Below are 16,589 nucleotides of genomic sequence, written 5' to 3'. Positions count from 1 at the left end.
AGACTATGTCGTGTTCGCGTCCGGCCCCGACATGGCGATGCGTCTGGCCACGGCCCCCGCTGTGGCGCAGACGAGGAGCCCCTCGCACCGCGAACAGCGAATCCCCAACCGCCGCATCCCATGTCCTTCCTCCGAGTGCTGGTCGCCGCCCACATCAGTGTCGCCACGATCGGCGCACAGGCGCCGAACGGGGAGCCGCCGTTTCCCCGCCCCGTGGCCCGATATGAGGTGGATGTCGAGAAGGACGTGATGGTCCCCATGCGCGACGGGGTGCGCCTGGCCACCGACCTGTACCGCCCGCGCGGACTCTCCGGGGCGCTGCCGACGGTGCTGATCCGCCTGCCCTACAACAAGAATGCCTACGGCGGCGCGGTGAACCCCGCCCGCTTCTTTGCGGGCCACGGGTATGCGGTCGCCGTGCAGGACGTGCGCGGCAAGTTCGGCTCGGAAGGCCTGTTCAAGATCTACGAGGGCGACGTCACCGACTGGTCGGACATGTTCACCTGGCTCGCCGCCCAACCCTGGTCAACCGGAAAGATCGGCACCGTGGGATGTTCGTACCTCGGCGAGGGACAGATCGTGGCAGCACAGCAGCGGCACCCCAACCACATCGCCGCCATCCCGCAGGCCGCCGGCGGCAACGTTGGCCGCGTCCCCGGACGACGCGAGTTCTGGGGGTCGGTCGAGGGAGGCGCCTTCGCGCTCTCCATCAACTTCGGCTGGATGCCGATGTTCGCGTCGAGCGACAAGGGCGCGCGACCGCTGCCGACGCTCGACTTTGCCGCACATTTCAAGACGCTCCCGCTGATCGACATGACCGATCGCGCGGGGAGCCCGAGCTGGGATTGGCGCAACTTCCTCGAGCGGTCGCCGGACGACCCGTGGTGGGATGCGCAGGGGTACCTCACCCCCACGGACTCCGTGGGGATCGCCGCGCTCCACGTCTCCTCGTGGTTCGACCTCGCCGCGGAAGCCCTGCAGGAGGCCGAACTCTTTTCCCGGAACGCCATCTCCTCCCGGGCGCGCGACAACCAGTACGCGATCATCTCCCCCACGGTCCACTGCGCCACCGAAGCCGCCACGAGCCAGACGCGCGTCGGGGACTTGATGGTCGGTGACGCGCGCCTGCAGTTCTCCGAGATCTACCTCAAGTGGTTCGACTACTGGCTCAAGGGCGATGCGAATGCCATCCTCGACATGCCAAAGTTCCAGTACTACGTCATCGGACGAAACGTGTGGAAGAACTCGCCGGTGTGGCCGCCGCGCAGTTCGCGCGAGACAAGTTACTACCTGCATTCCGCCGGCCGTGCGAACACGGGCGGCGGGGACGGACGCCTCAGCACCCGCGCGCCGGCGCGTGAACCCGTCGACACCTTCACGTACGACCCGGCAAACCCCGTTCCCGCGCGCGGCGGGTCGATCTGCTGTACCGGCAACCCCAAGGACCAGCCGGGCTCCTTCAACCACGCCGACCTCGAGTCGCGACCGGATATCCTGGTCTACACGACGGACGCGCTTCCCAACGGCATGGAGCTTACGGGATCACTGCGCGCCGAGGTGTTCCTCTCCTCCGATGTGAAGGACACCGACGTCACCGTGAAGGTGCTCGATGTCTTTCCCGATGGACGGGTGATGAACATCCTCGAGGGCATCACCCGCGTGCGTTACCGCGACGGCTTCGGCACGCCGCGGTTGATGGAAGCGGGCAAGGTCTACCGGGTGCCGGTCGACCTGCACGCCACCAGCTGGTACTTGCCCGCCGGCCACAAGCTGCGCGTCCACATCTCGTCGTCCAACTTTCCCCGGTTTGACCGCAACCTCAACACCGGTGGCCGCAACTACGACGAGACCAGCTGGGTGAAGGCGCGCAACCGGATCCACCACTCCGCCGAGTATCCGTCCCGGCTAATCCTCCCGGTGGTGCAGGAGGGGCGCTAGGCGCGCTCCCCTACTTGCTCGCCGCGAGTGAGGCCTCGCGCGCGGCACGGAACTCATTCCCGGGCCGCCATTCCGGCCACCGGGCGGCCGCCGCCACGCGATAGCCGATCGTCATCAGGAGCTTGAGGTCGTCGATCGCCCCGGTCATCACCCAGTCCGGCTTGATCTCGTCCTGTGGCTTGTGATAGTCGTCGGCCACGTAGACCTTCCGCTTCTCCATCCCGTACTCGGGCGGCTTCCCGATGTAGTCCACGCCATCGCCCGCGTAGAACGCCGGCACGCCGACCTTGGCGAAATTGAAGTGGTCCGAGCGGTAGTAGTAACCCTTCTCCGGTTCCGGGTCGGGGCGGAGGGTTCGCCCGGCCTCCGAGGCAGCTGCAGACGCGTAGTCATCCAGCTCCGACGCGCCGAGGCCGATGACGGTGAGGTCGCTGGTCGGCCCCCACTGGTTCAGGCCATCCATGTTGATGTTCGCCACGGTCTTCGCCAACGGATACAGCGGGGAGACCGCGTAGTACGCCGACCCGAGCAATCCCTGTTCCTCGGCTGTCACCGACAGGAACAGGATCGAACGCGGCGGCGGCGCAGCCTTGAAGGCCTTCGCCAGGACGAGCAGCCCCGCGGTTCCGGTCGCGTTGTCCAGGGCGCCGTTGTAGATCGAATCCCCGTTGACCTTGTCGCCGATGCCGAAGTGGTCCCAGTGGGCCGTGTAGATGAGGTACTCGCCGGCGCGGGTGGGATCGCTCCCTGGCAACACCGCCGCGACATTGCGGGAGTCCACCGTACGGAGGGTGTTCTGCAGGGTCACCGACGCCGTTACGCCTAACGATACCGGAGCGAACTCCGGGGTGGCCGCTCGCGCCTTCAGCGCATCGAAGTCCTCTCCGGCCATGGCAAACAAGGCCTTGGCCTGCTCCAGGGTGATCCACCCCTCGACGGCGCTCCGCGACATGTTCTTGTCCGGCGTCACCAGGTCGAACTGCTCGGCCGTTTTGCCCTGCACGACCGCGAACGGATACCCGGCCGGCTCGGTCTCGTGCACAATCAGCACTCCGGCGGCCTTGTGTTTCATTCCCTGCTCGTACTTGTAGGTCCAGCGCCCATAGTACGTCATGCGGGGCCCCCCAAAACGTGCCGTGTCGGCGAGCGGGGGATCATTGACCAGCATGACCAGTGTCTTGCCGGCCAGGTCGGCCCCCTTGATGTCGTCCCACTGGAACTCCGGCGCTTCGACGCCATACCCGACGAACACCAGCTCGGAGTTGTCGAGCGACGCGCGGTCGGCGACATGCTTCGTCCAGGCCACATAGTCGTCGCGCCAGGCCAGGGACCGCGACGCCCCGTCCTTGCGGAAGGTCATCGCGGGCGTCCCCTGCACCGTGATGCCCACCAGCGGCACCTTCTGGATGTAGCTCCCATCCGGGTTCCCCGGCGCGAGCCCGAGTGCCCTGAACTGCGACTCGAGGTAGGCGACCGTGCGTTCCTCGCCTAACGACCCGGGTGCTCGACCGAGCAGGGAGTCGTGGGCCAGCACGCGGATGTGCGCCATCAACCCCGCCGTATCAATGACGGCGAGCCCGGCTGCCGGCATCGTGGCTCCCGCGGCCGGAGTCTCTTTGGACCCGCAGGCCACCGACACGGCGGCGATCGCCGGGAGGGACCAGCGCCGAAAGGCCACCAGACGTTCAAGCATGATTCGTGTGGGGCGAGAGGAGAGAGACGGTCGTGGAGGCACGGCGCGAAGGGCCCGCTGCGGTGGGCGCTCGCACCACCGGAAACTGGCACGGCGTTCGCTGGGGCGCGATGGCCCGGGGCGCTCGCGGCGGTGCTACTCGTACCGCAGCGCGGTCATCGGGTTCACGCGGGAGGCGCGGCGTGCGGGCAGGTACCCGGCGCCGAGGGCCACCACCGTGAGCAGCAGTGCTGACGCACCCAACACCACCGGGTCATGCCCCTCCAGGCCGAAGAGGAGGGAGCGCGCCGCGCGCCCCAGTCCCACGGCGGCGGCCAACCCGATCACCCCGCCGATGGCCGTCATGACCCCCACCTGCCGGAGGACCATCGCCCGCACGGCGCGCGCGTTGGCGCCTAACGCCATCCGCACCCCGATCTCGCGCGTGCGCTGGGCCACGGTATACGCGAGCACCCCGTACAGCCCGATCGCCGCCAGTAGCGTGGCCAGCAAGGCGAACGCGCTGGACAACATCCCGATGATCCGATCCACGAGCACGGTCTCCCGCACTTGTTGCGGTACGGTCTTCAGCTCCTCGACCGGAAGGTCGGGGTCCAAGGACTTGACCACGTCGGGAATGGCGCGCATCACGGCCGAGAGGTCGCTCGCCGTGCGGACGTAGAACGACAATTCCCCCATCGTCGTATCCTGCTGATGCGGCTGGAAGAACAACGGCGGAACAGCATCCTTCACGTCGCTGTACTTCGCATCCTGCACCAGCCCAACGATCTCGATATTGAGCTCGGGATTCCCGGTGCTCGTCGCCATCCGCTTGCCGACGGCATCGCGCCCGAGCCCGAACTTTCTCGCAAACGTTTCGTTGACGATCGCCACCCTCGGCCCACCCGCTCCATCCGCCTCGGTGAACTCGCGTCCCGCCATCAGCGGCATCCCCATGGCGCCCAGGTAACCCGCCGCCACGCGATTCAGCCGGGCATTGCTGTCCACGTCCGGGCCGTCCTTGAACCCCTCGACCGACACGCTCGTCCCCCAGCTGCTTCCGGCCAGGAACGGAACGAGTGACGAGGTCACCGCGGTGACACCCGGCACGGCGCGCAATTCCTCGGTCAGCCGCCGAAAGAAGATGGCACTGCGCGGCCCGGTGTACCCATTGAGTTCCGGACTGATCCGGAAGGTCACCATCTGGTCGATGTCGGCGCCCACCTCCACGCGGTTCACGTTGCGCAGGCTGGCGATGAACAGGCCGGCACAGGTCAACAGGGTCATCGCGAGGGCGATCTGCGCCGTGACAAGCCCGGTGCGAAACCGTGAGGCCGCGCGGGCCCCCGACGCCTGCCCGGTGCTCGACCGGATTGCCGTGATCAGGTCTGGGCGCGTGCTGTGCAACGCCGGAAAGAGGCCGAAGAGCAGGCCGGTCACGAGGGCAAGGCCACCAGCAAAGGCCACCATGGGCCAGCTCAACGTGAACGTGAGCGTCGCCGCACCCTCAACGGTCATCATCGACCCGATCGCCGCCAGGGTCCATCGCGCGACCACCAGGGACGCCGCCGCGGCCATCAACGCCAGGACGGTGGCCTCCAGCAGCAGTTGGCCCGCGACCTGCCGACGCTGCGCGCCTAACGACATGCGCACCGCCACCTCCGTCGCCCGCCCCGCCCCGCGGGCCAGCAGCAGGTTGGCAATGTTCGCACACGCAATCAGGAGGACGATCCCGGTGACCCCAAAGAGCATCGCCAGCGGCGTTTGGGCTTCCTTGTGGAACGAGGACTGCCCGCGGCGACCGCTCGTCAAGTGGATCTCCCGCGCCTTGAACTGGGCCATCGTCGCGTCGCTGAACCCCACTTGCAGTGGCACCTCCACATCGGCGAGGATGGGCTTGAACACACGGTTGAGCCCCGTCGCTGCTTGCGCCACCGACACCCCGGGTGCGGGGCGACCGAACAGGTAGACCCAGTGGTTCCGACGGTCCTCGAACCCCGCAAACCCGGGACTGACCTGCCCGCGCATCGAGATCGGCACAAAGAGGTCCGGCACCTCGCCCATGGTGATCCCGTCAAAGCCCGGTGGGGCCACGCCGACGATCGTCATGGCACCGCCGTTGATCATCACCGGCTCGTTCAGCACGGTCCGGTCTGCCCCAAGCGTGGTCGACCAATACCGATGGCTCAGCACCGCCACAGGATGCGCACCGATCGTCTCGTCATCCGCCGGGCCAAGGAGGCGACCCAGGAAGGGCTGCACCCCGAGGGTGGCGAAGTACTGCCCCGAGACCATGACCCCGGTCCCGCTCCGCGTCTGCTTGCGTACGCCGATGTTCGCCCCAAAGGTCCGGTGCGCCGCCAACCCGGCCATGCCGGCCTGCCCGCGCTCCAAGTCCCGGAACAGTGGGTAGCTGAAGATCTCGTCGCAGTCCCCGGCCTGGTTACACGAGGTACTCCCTTGGAGGGGGCCAGGCGCCTTGAGGTTGACGAGTTCCTCCGGCGCCCGGACGGGGAGTGACCGCAGCAACAGCTGGTTGAAGAGCGAGAAGATCGCGGCGTTCGCCCCAATCCCAAGCGCGAGGGAGACCACGGCAATGGTGGTCACGAACGGCGTCCGGAATAGCGTACGCACGGCAAGCCGGAGGGGGCGCATGACACCGGGGGTTGGAGATGAACGCTCTACGGCCGTCCGGGACGCCGAGTTCCGGATCGGGAGTTGGACACCCGCGCCCCCCTCGAAGGTTGGCGCGGACGACTCGTCACCGGAGGAGAGGCGTCACCCCTCGAGCCGCCATAGATTTTCTGCCTCGATCGGCCACCGTGGACGCGGTGGTTCCGCGTCCCTCCTCCTGGTCTGTCATCGCATGCCGCGCCCCGCCCTGTTGCTCCTGCTGTTGGTTGTTGCCTGCAGTCCCGCGGCCACCACAGTCACCACCGCCCCGCAGCCCGCCGCCGTGCCGTCCGTCAGCGCGACCGCGCCGTCCCCGGCGGCGGCCGCTGATGACTGGCAGTTGCTCGACGCCACGGCCGACGGGGTGGCCGGGATCGGGCTGCGTCGCGCGGAGCGCGAGCTGCTCGGCGGGCGCGCGCCGCTCCGGGAGATTGTCGTGGCGGTGATCGACGGCGGGGTGGACACCGCGCATGTGGAGCTGAAGCCCGTGCTGTGGTCCAACCCGAAAGAACAGCCCGGGAATGGACGCGACGATGACAACAATGGCTACATCGATGATACGAGGGGCTGGAATTTTCTGGGCGGCGCCACCGGGGACGTCAACTGGGAAACGCTGGAGGTCACGCGGCAGCACGCACGGTGCCTCGCGCTGGGGACGAACATCGCGGACTCCACGCGCGCGCGCTGCGCCGGGCTCGCCACCGAGTACACGACCAAGCGCGCCGAGCTGCAGGGCCAAGCCGCACAAGTGCGCTCCGTGGACGAACTCATGACGCGAACCACGCGGACCCTGCGGAGCGCGCTGGGTGCCGATTCGCTCACCCCCGCACGCGTCGAGGCGCTGGTGGCCTCCAGCGATAGCGTGCGCAACGCGCGGTCGATGTTCCTGCGTTTGGCGCAGGCGGGGATTTCGCCCGAAGCGATCGCGGACGCGAGGGAGCAGATCGAGAGCCAGATGACCTACGGCTACAACGTGGAGTTCAACCCGCGGGCGATCGTCGGCGACAACCCGTCGGATCCGACCGAGCGGCGATACGGCAATCGCAACGTGACCGGTCCCAATGCCAAGCACGGCTCCCACGTGGCCGGCATCATCGGGGCCGCGCGCAACGGCATGGGCATCGATGGCGTCGCCGCCGGGGTGCGGATCATGGCCGTGCGCGCGGTGCCGGATGGCGACGAGCGCGACAAGGACGTGGCCGCCGCGATTCGATATGCCGCCGACAACGGCGCGCACATCATCAACATGAGCTTTGGCAAGGGCCTCTCGCCGGACAAGGGCGTCGTGGATGAGGCCGTCCGCTACGCCGCCGGCAAGGGCGTGCTCCTCGTACACGCCGCCGGCAATGACGGCGCCGACCTGGCCACGGAGCCCAACTTTCCGCAGCCGGCGTACACGACGGGCGGGCGCGCGGAGACGTGGATCGAAGTCGGCGCCTCGTCGTGGAAGGGGGGCGAGCACCTCGCCGCCCCCTTCTCCAACTACGGAAAGGAGCAGGTGGACGTCTTCGCACCGGGCGAGGACATCCTCAGCACGGTTCCCGGCGGAGGGTACTCCCGCCAGAGCGGGACGAGCATGGCGGCCCCGGTGGTCAGCGGCCTGGCCGCCGTCCTCATGGGGCACTTCCCGTCCCTGACGGCGGCGCAGGTCAAGCGCATCATCCTGGAGAGCGCCACTTCATACAAGGATGCCCTGGTCGTACGGCCCGGGTCCCAGGAGGAGAAGGTCCCCTTTGGATCGCTCTCGCGCACCGGCGGAATCGTCAACGCCGTGGCGGCGATCAAGGCGGCGCAGGCCATGGTGCGCCCGGTCCCCTGACCGTCAGTCCGCCGGTCGTATCGTCCGACGCAGGGAGTTCCGGGCGAGCAACGCCGACAGCAGGGTCAACACGCCGCCTAACGCCATGGCCGCACCGGGGAAGTAGTGGGTGGTCCCCGCCTGCGAAAAGAACGAGAAGACATTGGCCATGATCAGCGGGCCAAAGATGGTCGTGAAACTCATGAGGCTGGTCAGGGCCCCCTGCAGCTCCCCCTGCTCGTTGGGGGGCACCGACCCGGAGATCAGCCCCTGGATCGCCGGGCCGGCAATCCCGCCGAGGCAGTACACAAAGGTGTAGGCAAACATCTGCCAGGTGCTGCGCGCCGACGCGTACAGGAAGAATCCAAGGCTGTACATCGCGAGCCCGATGAACACGCTCCGCTGCTGCCCCAGGCGGGGGATCACCACGCGAATCAAGCCACCCTGCACCAGGGCAATCGCCAACCCGATCACCGCGAGCGACACGCCAATCGTTCTCTCGGTCCACCCGAACTTCTCGATCGTGTAGTAGGACCAGTTCGACTGGACCGCATGCGCGGCGATGTTGACCAGGACCAGCGACGCCACCAGCCCGAGGATCACCGGGTGGCGCCGCAACCCGGCCAGGGAGCCCACCGGGTTGGCCCGCCTCCAGTCGAACGGCCGACGATTCTCCAGCGCGAGGGATTCCGGGAGGATGAAATACCCCCACAGGCAATTGGCCAGCGTGAGCACTGCGGAGGCAATGAAGGGAACGCGCGCTCCGTAGGGACCCAGCAGCCCACCGAGGAGCGGCCCCACGATGAACCCCAGCCCGAACACTGCGCCGATCATCCCGAAATTCTGCGCACGTTTGTCGGGTGGCGATACATCTGCGATGTAGGCTGCCGCCGTGGTGAAGCTGGCCCCCATCGCGCCGGCAATTACCCGGCTGACGAACAACCACCAGATCGTCGGTGCCACGGCCATGAACGCGTAGTCCAGGGCGAATCCCAGTAACGACGCCAGGAGCACCGGCCGGCGCCCGAACCGATCGCTCAGCCCCCCCATAATCGGGGCACAGAGGAACTGGGTCGCCGCATACGCGAAGGTCATCCAGCCCCCCCACCGTGCCGCCGCGCTCACCGGTTCACCCGTCAGCGTCGTGATCAACTTCGGCATCACCGGGATGATGATCCCCAGTCCGGCCACGTCGATGAGCAACGTGACCAGGATGAAGCCGAGGGCGGGGGCGCGGGTCGATCGCATCGGCCACAATGTAGCAGCCGTCACGTGGGACCACGGCCCGGCGACGCCGGCTCGCGCGCCTTCACGCGACGCCGCTGGCGGGCTAATGTCCCTTCGATGCCCTCGCCCCTCCGCATTATCCCGATCTTCTGGGCCTACACCCTCGCGTACGGTGTGTGGGCCGTCGCGATGGGCACCGGGATCGTTTCGCGGGGCGCATTCAACGATGTCATCTCGATGCCCTCCTATTTCGTCCCCGGGATGGTGCTCTGTCGCGCCGCATGGGTGACGCACGCGGAGCCGCGGGTGCGGATCGCCCTCGGATTGATCGGAGCCGCATGGATCGCACCGGGCCTTTCCTTCCTCGTGGCCCTCATTCCCGACTGGGAGGCGACCCCCTGGATTTACCACGTCTGCTGGGGACTCTACTGGTCGTACTACCCGGTCGTCGTGATCGGGCTCGGCCTCCTCGCGATCGTCCCGCGTGAGCGCGGTGTGCGCGTGCGTTTGCTGCTCGATAGTGGCCTCGTGGTCGTGGCCGCGGCGGTCCTGCAGTGGTACTTCGCCGTGCGGCTCCGACCGGCGCCGCTCCCCGAGGTCTGGCGCGATCTGGGCATCCTCTTCCCCACCGAGCTGCTCATCGCATTTGGGGCTGCGGTCCTGGTCTATCGCCCGGTCGAGCCCGGCGCGTCCCCGTGGCCCCGCGCGCTTGGGGCCGGGATGTTCCTCTCCGCGATCTCGGACTTCGTCTACGAGTATCGCAAGTTGACGTTCCTCCCGTGGCCCGCCCCCATGGGGGACATCCTCTTCACCGTCGCGAGCGCCTTTGTGGTGACCGCAGGGGCCCGTGCCCTCGAGCCCGCGCGACCGGCCCCGCGCGCCATGGACGCGCGCGCCGGCCTGACCAGCCTCCCCTACATCGCCATTGCATGCGTCGGCGCCTTGCTGACCTGGGAGTCGGCGAGGAACGGACTCACCGACCCCGTGGCCGGGCTGGTGATCGGGGGCTCGCTCCTCGTCGCACTGGTCATCCTGCGCCTCGCCCTGGAACAGCGCGCGGCGACCACCGCGCAGGCGCGCCAGGCCGCCCTCGATGCGCGCTTTCGCGCCCTTGTGCAACGCTCGACCGACGCGATCCTCGTCGTCGCCCCCCATGGGACGATCGACTACGCCAGTCCGGCGTTCGGTCGCCTGCTCGGCCGAACCGAAGAACCCACGGGACAGCCGCTTCGCTCGCTCGTACCCGACGCGTCCGCCGACCCGGCGAGTCTGGCCCGTGGGGGTCCCCCCGGCCGCTGGACCGTCGACGCCCCTGGAGGGCCGCGGACACTGGACGTCGTCACCACGGACCTGCGACACGATGCCGCCGTGGGCGGGTACGTCGTGAACCTGCGCGACGTCACGGACCAGGTCGCGCTCGAGCAACGCCTGCGCGACGCCCAGAAGCTGGAGGTCGTTGGGCGACTGGCGTCGAGCGTCGCCCATGACTTCAACAACCTGTTGACGGTCGTCATCGGGAACGCCTCCCTGGCCCTCGCCCACCCCGTCGAACGCACCCGCCCGCAGTGGGAAGCGGTCCGCGGCGCCGCCGAGCGTGGTGCCGCCCTCGCCCGGCAATTGTTGTCGTTAGGCCGACCGGCGCCCCGCAGCGGTGCGGTCACCGACCTGCACGCCGAGCTGCAACGGATCGTCGAGATGCTGCGCACGATCCTCCCCTCATCGCTGCAGGTCAAGCTGGCCATGCCCTCGGCGCCCGTGCCCGCGCCGATCGCCGCGAGTGAACTCGAGCAGGTGATCCTGAACCTCGCGCTCAATGCGCGCGACGCCGTGAGCGGGGCGGGCACCCTGGGCATTACCCTCGAGGCGGACCGGGGGAGGTGCACGCTGCGCGTCATCGATACCGGTGTTGGGATGGACGAGCCCACCCGCACCCGCGCGCTGGACCCCTTCTTCACCACCAAGGCGCCGCACGAGGGCACGGGCCTCGGGTTGTCCACCGCCTTGCAGGTCGTGCAGAGCTGCGGAGGAGACTTGGCCATCACGTCGCACCCCGGACAAGGCACCACGGTCACGATCACCTTGCCCTATCTCGACGGCGTCCGCGTGCCGACCAGTGTCCCCGCCATGCCGGAGGGCGCTCCGCGAGGCCAGGGCCGCATCCTTGTGGTCGACGACGAACGCGCCGTGCGCGAGGTGCTCGCGCGCTACCTCGCGGCCACCGGCTTTACCATCCTCGAGGCGACCGACGGTGCCAACGCACTGGAGGTTCTGGATCGCGCCGGGTGGCAAGTCGATGCCGTGTTGACGGATCTGGTGATGCCGAACCTGTCCGGGCAGGAGCTGATCCGGCGCGTGGCCGAGCGCGACGCATCGCTACCGATCCTTTGCATGTCGGGGAATGGCCTGCCGGCGTCCGACACCGAGACCGCCCGGCGACTCGCCGCCCCGGTGATCCAGAAACCACCCGCCCTGGACCGGGTGGCCCGGCTCCTGGTTGCAGCGCTCGTCGCCCAGACGCGTCAGCAAGAGGAAACGCTCGCATGAGCGGCGCCCCGGTGTTCCGGACCTGGTGGCCACCGCTCCTCGCCCTCGCGGCCCTGACGGCCGGCGCGATCGTCCGGTGGACGGCAGGCCCCGAGGCCGCGCTGACCACGTGGTGGGTTGGGCTGGGCGTCTCCGCGCTGGCGCCGTTGGCGCAAACAGTGCGCGCCGCGCGGACGGGAAACTTCGCGACCGACGTCGTCGCGGCGCTTGCGATCGTCGCCGCCCTCGCGCTCAAGCAACCCGTTGCGGGACTCATCGTCGTCCTCATGCAGACTGGAGGAGAGGCGCTGGAGCGGTACGCCATGGGTCGCGCCACGGCGGCCGTGCGTGCGCTGGAGGACGCCGCGCCGCGGATTGCCCATCGCGGTGGCGTCGACATCCCAGTGGACCAGGTGGCCGTCAACGATCTCCTGCTGGTCCGGCCCGGGGAACTGGTCCCGTGCGACGCCGTGGTCGTCACCGGTGAGAGCACACTCGATACCTCACGACTCACGGGAGAATCCCTGCCGCTCGCCGCAGGTCCCGGGACACTCCTCCTCTCCGGCATGGCCAACGGCGACGGCGCCCTCACCATCCGGTCGACGGCTCGCGCGGGAGACAGCCAGTATGCGCGCATCGTCGAGCTGGTGCGCCACGCCCAGGAGTCAAAGGCCCCGTTGCAGCGCCTCGCGGACCGCTACGCGGTGTGGTTCACCCCGCTCACCCTCGCCGTCTGCGCCATCACCTGGTTCGCCAGCGGCGACCCGCTGCGGGTGTTGGCGGTCCTCGTGGTCGCCACCCCCTGTCCCCTCATCCTCGCCACACCGATCGCGATGATCGGTGGGATCAATCGCGCGGCCCGCCAGCAGGTGGTGGTGCGCAGCGGGATCGCCCTGGAGCGTCTGTCGCGCATCCGCACCGTCGTCTTCGACAAGACCGGGACGCTGACCGTGGGCACGCCCCGTGTGGCCTCGGTGCACGCGACGGGCTCGATCAGCGAGGGGGAGCTCCTCCGCCTCGCCGGTGCGCTCGAACAGCACTCGGGCCACCCCCTGGCGGCGTCGGTCGTCGCGGCGGCGCGTCACAGCAATCCGACGCTCCCGCTGCCGGCGGCAGTCGTGGAAGCCCCGGGGCGTGGCGTGCGGGGTCGTGTCGACGGCCGGGACGTGGTGATCGGATCCGCGGGCTACGTGCGGAGCACCATCCCGACCGCCGGAAGTCCCCCCACCCCGACCACGGCCGCCCTCCGCGCCACGGTCGCCATTGACGGCGCCCTCGCCGGCACGATCGAGTTTGCCGAGGCCGTGCGCCCATCGGCGGCCCCCCTGCTGCGCCGACTCGCAGCGTTAGGCATCCGGCGGACCGTACTCCTTTCGGGGGACCATCCGGCCAACGCGACCGCCATTGCCGCTGCCCTCGGGATCGTCGAAGCCGTGGGCGACCTCCTCCCTGCCGACAAGGTGGAGCGCGTCGCCGCCCTGGCCCGGGACGACGGCCCCGTCATGATGGTCGGCGATGGCACCAACGACGCGCCAGCGTTGAGCCGTGCCGATGTGGGCATCGCCCTCGCCGACCATGGCGGGGGCATCACCGCGGAAAGCGCGGACGCGGTCCTGCTGGTCCCCAACCTGGAGCGCGTCGCCGATGCGATCGAGATCTCGCGTCGCACGCTGGCCATCGCGCGGCAGAGCATCGTGGTCGGCCTTGGCCTGTCGGCCGTGGGGATGGTGGCCGCGGCCCTCGGCTATCTCGCCCCGATCCCGGGGGCCGTCGCGCAGGAGGCCATCGATGTGGCCGTGATCCTCAACGCCCTGCGCGCCGCACGCGCGCCGCGTTAGGCGCCGTCGTACTTCGGGTTCGGCACCAGTACCCCGCCGACCAGGACCTCACGATCCCACGGGAGCACGATCGTGCTTTCCGTGGCCAACGCATGGTAATCCGGTTCGTAGCTACCCGTCCGGAACGAGACCGCCGAACGCACCTCGCTCGCCCCGGCGTTCACGATCGACGAAATCGCCAACCGGAGCGTCTCGCCCGTATCGCAGGTCTCGTCTACCACGAGGACTCGGCGCCCCCGCACCTCATGCGGCGCGGCGCCGAGCACGGCGGGCGTTTCACGCACATGGGCCGCCTCCCGGCGCGTCACCAGGATGGAGCGAAACTCGCAGCCTAGAATCGCCGCCACCACCGCACCAGGAATCACCCCGGCGGTCGCCACCCCAACGACGATTTCCGGCGACCAGCTCCGCGCGACCTTGAGGGCCAAGGCGCGAGACAGTTCACCAAAGAGCGGCCACTCGACATCAAAGCGGCCCTTGGATGGGTCAACCTCATAACGACGGGGCATGAACGAAGGGTGCCTACCCCGCCGTGCGAGGGCAAGTGGCCCGCGTCGAGCGTGACGAACGGCGATCGCCGGCCGCGGGTGGTGGCCACACGCCGCGCGGAACCCTGGCGCCCCCCCATCTACCCGCCGCCGGCACCGGTCATCAGCTCCCGCCACCAGCGACCGGCCCCACCAGCAACCGATGCACTCTCCCCCCTCACCCCCCAGCGCCTGTCCCGTTACCTTTGCGCGAAGAGACGATCCGACGCGCGAGTCATTCACGCCGGACTCATCTGCTCGCCCACACCCGACCACCAAACCCGGCCGAATGTCCTGGTGGCGCCGCCTGATTGGCGGCAGATCCGACGATGAACTCAAGCCTCAGCGCCTCGACTATCTCGCCGAGGCGCTGACGTTGGAGCGTCAGGGCGATTTTCACGCTGCCCTGACGTCCTATCGACTCGCCCTTCGTGACAAGCCGGATGACCACAAGGTCCTCATGAACATGGCGATCGCCTACTCACGTATCGGCCAGCTCGGCGAGGCGGAGCGGTGTTATGGCCGGACCCTGGAGGTCAAGCCGGACCATGCTGGGGCGCACTACGGGATGGCCTTCCTCAAGGCCAAGCGTGGTGACCGGACCGGGGCGGAGGCGCATCTCGAGGCCTTCCTCGCCGCTCCCGGCAAGGCGGATCAGGCCAACGTCGAGCACGCGCGCGAGGCACTGAAAGCGCTCCGCTCCCCTGCGGCGGACGTCGCAGTCGGTGACGAGCCCGACGAGACATCCATCGAACCCGGCAGCTGATCGTGGGGCGGGTGCTCGCAGTCGTCAGCCAGAAGGGCGGAGTCGGGAAGACCACCACCTCGGTCAACCTCGCCGCCGCGTTCGCTCGGCGTGGGCTCAAGACGCTGATCATCGACGTCGACCCCCAGGGCGCCGTCCGGTATGGCGTGGGGCTCCGCAAGGGCCACCCGACCTTCGGCTTCGCCGACTACCTCAACGGCGTCCGGTCCCTCAAGGAGATCATCCTCCCGACCGCACTCCCGTGGCTGCGATGCATTCTCGCGGGGTCGGTCAGCGATACGGCGGACCACTCGTTCTACCAGCAGCTGATCGCCGAGACCAATGTCCTCCACGACCTGCTGCGGATCGCGCAGGAGCGATGTGATGTCGTCGTGGTGGACACCCCCCCGGGGCTCGGCGCCATCGTCCACCGGGTGCTCGAGGCCAGCCAGCACGTCATCGTCCCCCTGCAGTGCGAGCCGCTCGCGCTCCAGACAACTCCGCAGATCCTGCGGGGTATCCAGGATGTGGTCGATTCAAACGAGGAACTCACCCTGGACGGGATCCTGCTCACGATGTTCGAACCCGGAAACGCATCATCGGAACGCGTCGCCGCCTACGTGCAGTCGCACCTCCCGCGCAACATGGTGTTTGACGTGCGTATTCCCCGCACCGATGCGACCCTCGAAGCGTTTGCCGCCGGCCAACCGGTCGTCCTCCGCACGCCAGCGGATGCGGCCGCCCAGGCCTACGTGAACCTCGCGACCTACCTCGCGCCGCGTTTCACCTGATGCTGGCGCGGTGGGCCGGACGCGTGGGCACGCTGCTGGCGACGGGCATCATCGCCGCCTGCATTGACATCACCGTCGATGGTGACGAAATCGGCTCCATCGAGTTTGTCCCCTACGCCTACCCGTCGGTAAATGCCGGGGATACCCTGCGAAACCCCGCTGGGGCGTTGGCCCCGTTGCAGGCGCGTGTCTTTCGCAATGACGGGACGGTGGACGAGGATGCCCAGGTCACGTTCATTGCGCTCGACACCACGGTCACCATCTCCGGGAGCTGGCTCATCGGTCGCCCGCTCGGCACCGCGGCCAGCGCCACCGCACGCATCGTCGCCGCGATCGATGGGCTTCAAAGCTCGCCGCGGGCAATCGCGGTGGTCCCCGTGCCGGACTCCGTGGTCCGCGACGGCACCGCATCCGTCGTTGACCTGCGCTACTCGTTTCCGCCAGCGACGACGGACACCGTCCCCACGTTCGGCGCCCGTGTGACGCGCCGCAACGGCAGCGCGGTCGTCGGCGTCCCGGGATACGTGGTCACTTTTCAGGTCCTCAAGGGATCCCAGGCCATCGTGGTGACAGATACCGCGGGTTCTTACCTGCTGACCGATGACGCGGGTCGCCCCTCCACTGTCGACACCACAGACGCGAGCGGCCTCGCCTCGCGCCGCCTCGTCTATCGCCTGCGCACCGGGCAACCCCCGCGGGATACCGTCCGGGTGCTTGCGGACGTGCGCCGCGGGAGCAGAATCCCGAGGGATAGCGCCGTCGCCTGGACGGTCAGGGTCGCCCCTCGCGGGGTGACGCCCTGACCGGATTCTGGGGGTCCGGAGGTTCGGTTCGCCGACCTCCTGGCCGTGGTGGTG

General features: G+C 68.7%; 11 protein-coding genes. 7 read left to right on the top strand and 4 right to left on the bottom strand.

What is annotated here, in order from left to right; genetic code table 11:
- The first annotated feature begins 120 nt into the window (after positions 1 to 120).
- Positions 121 to 1,938, top strand: coding sequence for a CocE/NonD family hydrolase (locus tag IPK85_26205; protein MBK8250860.1), 1,818 nt, complete (start codon positions 121 to 123; stop codon positions 1,936 to 1,938).
- Between the two features lie 10 nt (positions 1,939 to 1,948).
- Here the strand turns inward: IPK85_26205 and IPK85_26200 are convergent, their stop codons facing one another.
- Positions 1,949 to 3,616, bottom strand: a complete 1,668-nt coding sequence (locus tag IPK85_26200; GenBank protein MBK8250859.1) for a M28 family peptidase — start codon at positions 3,614 to 3,616, stop codon at positions 1,949 to 1,951.
- Positions 3,617 to 3,766: 150 nt separating this feature from the next.
- A complete protein-coding gene (locus IPK85_26195) occupies positions 3,767 to 6,265 on the bottom strand; it encodes an ABC transporter permease (protein ID MBK8250858.1) in 2,499 nt (832 codons plus the stop codon).
- A gap of 211 nt (positions 6,266 to 6,476) precedes the next feature.
- Between IPK85_26195 and IPK85_26190 the strand changes: the two genes are divergently transcribed.
- On the top strand, positions 6,477 to 8,102 hold the full coding sequence (locus IPK85_26190) for a S8 family peptidase (protein MBK8250857.1): 1,626 nt from the start codon (positions 6,477 to 6,479) through the stop codon (positions 8,100 to 8,102).
- Between the two features lie 3 nt (positions 8,103 to 8,105).
- On the opposite strand, the gene IPK85_26185 is transcribed toward IPK85_26190, so the two are convergent.
- A complete protein-coding gene (locus IPK85_26185) occupies positions 8,106 to 9,329 on the bottom strand; it encodes a TCR/Tet family MFS transporter (GenBank protein MBK8250856.1) in 1,224 nt (407 codons plus the stop codon).
- Positions 9,330 to 9,425: 96 nt separating this feature from the next.
- On the opposite strand from IPK85_26185, the gene IPK85_26180 reads away from it, so the two are divergent.
- Together IPK85_26180 and cadA are read left to right on the top strand one after the other, a co-directional pair.
- Complete coding sequence (locus tag IPK85_26180; protein MBK8250855.1) at positions 9,426 to 11,852, top strand: response regulator; 2,427 nt, start codon at positions 9,426 to 9,428, stop codon at positions 11,850 to 11,852.
- Complete coding sequence (cadA, locus tag IPK85_26175; protein ID MBK8250854.1) at positions 11,849 to 13,669, top strand: cadmium-translocating P-type ATPase; 1,821 nt, start codon at positions 11,849 to 11,851, stop codon at positions 13,667 to 13,669. Before IPK85_26180 ends, cadA begins: the two co-directional genes overlap by 4 nt.
- Here the strand turns inward: cadA and IPK85_26170 are convergent.
- Positions 13,666 to 14,178 carry a hypothetical protein gene (locus IPK85_26170; protein ID MBK8250853.1) on the bottom strand — a complete coding sequence of 171 codons (513 nt, stop codon included), beginning with the start codon at positions 14,176 to 14,178 and terminating at the stop codon, positions 13,666 to 13,668. The two genes, cadA and IPK85_26170, sit on opposite strands and share 4 nt — an antisense overlap.
- 307 nt (positions 14,179 to 14,485) lie before the next feature.
- Here IPK85_26170 and IPK85_26165 point away from each other — a divergent pair, with 307 nt between their 5' ends.
- Genes IPK85_26165 through IPK85_26155 form a run of 3 tightly spaced genes read left to right on the top strand, consistent with a single transcriptional unit; the run spans position 14,486 to position 16,535 of the window.
- On the top strand, positions 14,486 to 14,962 hold the full coding sequence (locus tag IPK85_26165; protein MBK8250852.1) for a tetratricopeptide repeat protein: 477 nt from the start codon (positions 14,486 to 14,488) through the stop codon (positions 14,960 to 14,962).
- Positions 14,963 to 14,973: 11 nt separating this feature from the next.
- Complete coding sequence (locus IPK85_26160; GenBank protein ID MBK8250851.1) at positions 14,974 to 15,732, top strand: ParA family protein; 759 nt, start codon at positions 14,974 to 14,976, stop codon at positions 15,730 to 15,732.
- Complete coding sequence (locus IPK85_26155) at positions 15,732 to 16,535, top strand: hypothetical protein (protein ID MBK8250850.1); 804 nt, start codon at positions 15,732 to 15,734, stop codon at positions 16,533 to 16,535. Before IPK85_26160 ends, IPK85_26155 begins: the two co-directional genes overlap by 1 nt.
- The last annotated feature ends 54 nt before the right edge of the window (positions 16,536 to 16,589 follow it).

This window comes from Gemmatimonadota bacterium, assembly GCA_016712265.1.
Lineage (GTDB): Bacteria > Gemmatimonadota > Gemmatimonadetes > Gemmatimonadales > Gemmatimonadaceae > RBC101.
The sequence above is the reverse complement of the archived record's forward strand: the minus strand, read 5'-3'. Positions and strand labels throughout refer to the sequence as shown.

Coding starts and splice junctions, on each gene's coding strand:
- IPK85_26205 (MBK8250860.1), top strand. CDS start 121: ATGTCCTTCCTCCGAGTGCTGGTCGCCGCCCACATCAGTGTCGCCACG.
- IPK85_26195 (MBK8250858.1), bottom strand. CDS start 6,265: ATGCGCCCCCTCCGGCTTGCCGTGCGTACGCTATTCCGGACGCCGTTC.
- IPK85_26190 (MBK8250857.1), top strand. CDS start 6,477: ATGCCGCGCCCCGCCCTGTTGCTCCTGCTGTTGGTTGTTGCCTGCAGT.
- IPK85_26185 (MBK8250856.1), bottom strand. CDS start 9,329: ATGCGATCGACCCGCGCCCCCGCCCTCGGCTTCATCCTGGTCACGTTG.
- IPK85_26180 (MBK8250855.1), top strand. CDS start 9,426: ATGCCCTCGCCCCTCCGCATTATCCCGATCTTCTGGGCCTACACCCTC.
- cadA (MBK8250854.1), top strand. CDS start 11,849: ATGAGCGGCGCCCCGGTGTTCCGGACCTGGTGGCCACCGCTCCTCGCC.
- IPK85_26170 (MBK8250853.1), bottom strand. CDS start 14,178: ATGCCCCGTCGTTATGAGGTTGACCCATCCAAGGGCCGCTTTGATGTC.
- IPK85_26165 (MBK8250852.1), top strand. CDS start 14,486: ATGTCCTGGTGGCGCCGCCTGATTGGCGGCAGATCCGACGATGAACTC.
- IPK85_26155 (MBK8250850.1), top strand. CDS start 15,732: ATGCTGGCGCGGTGGGCCGGACGCGTGGGCACGCTGCTGGCGACGGGC.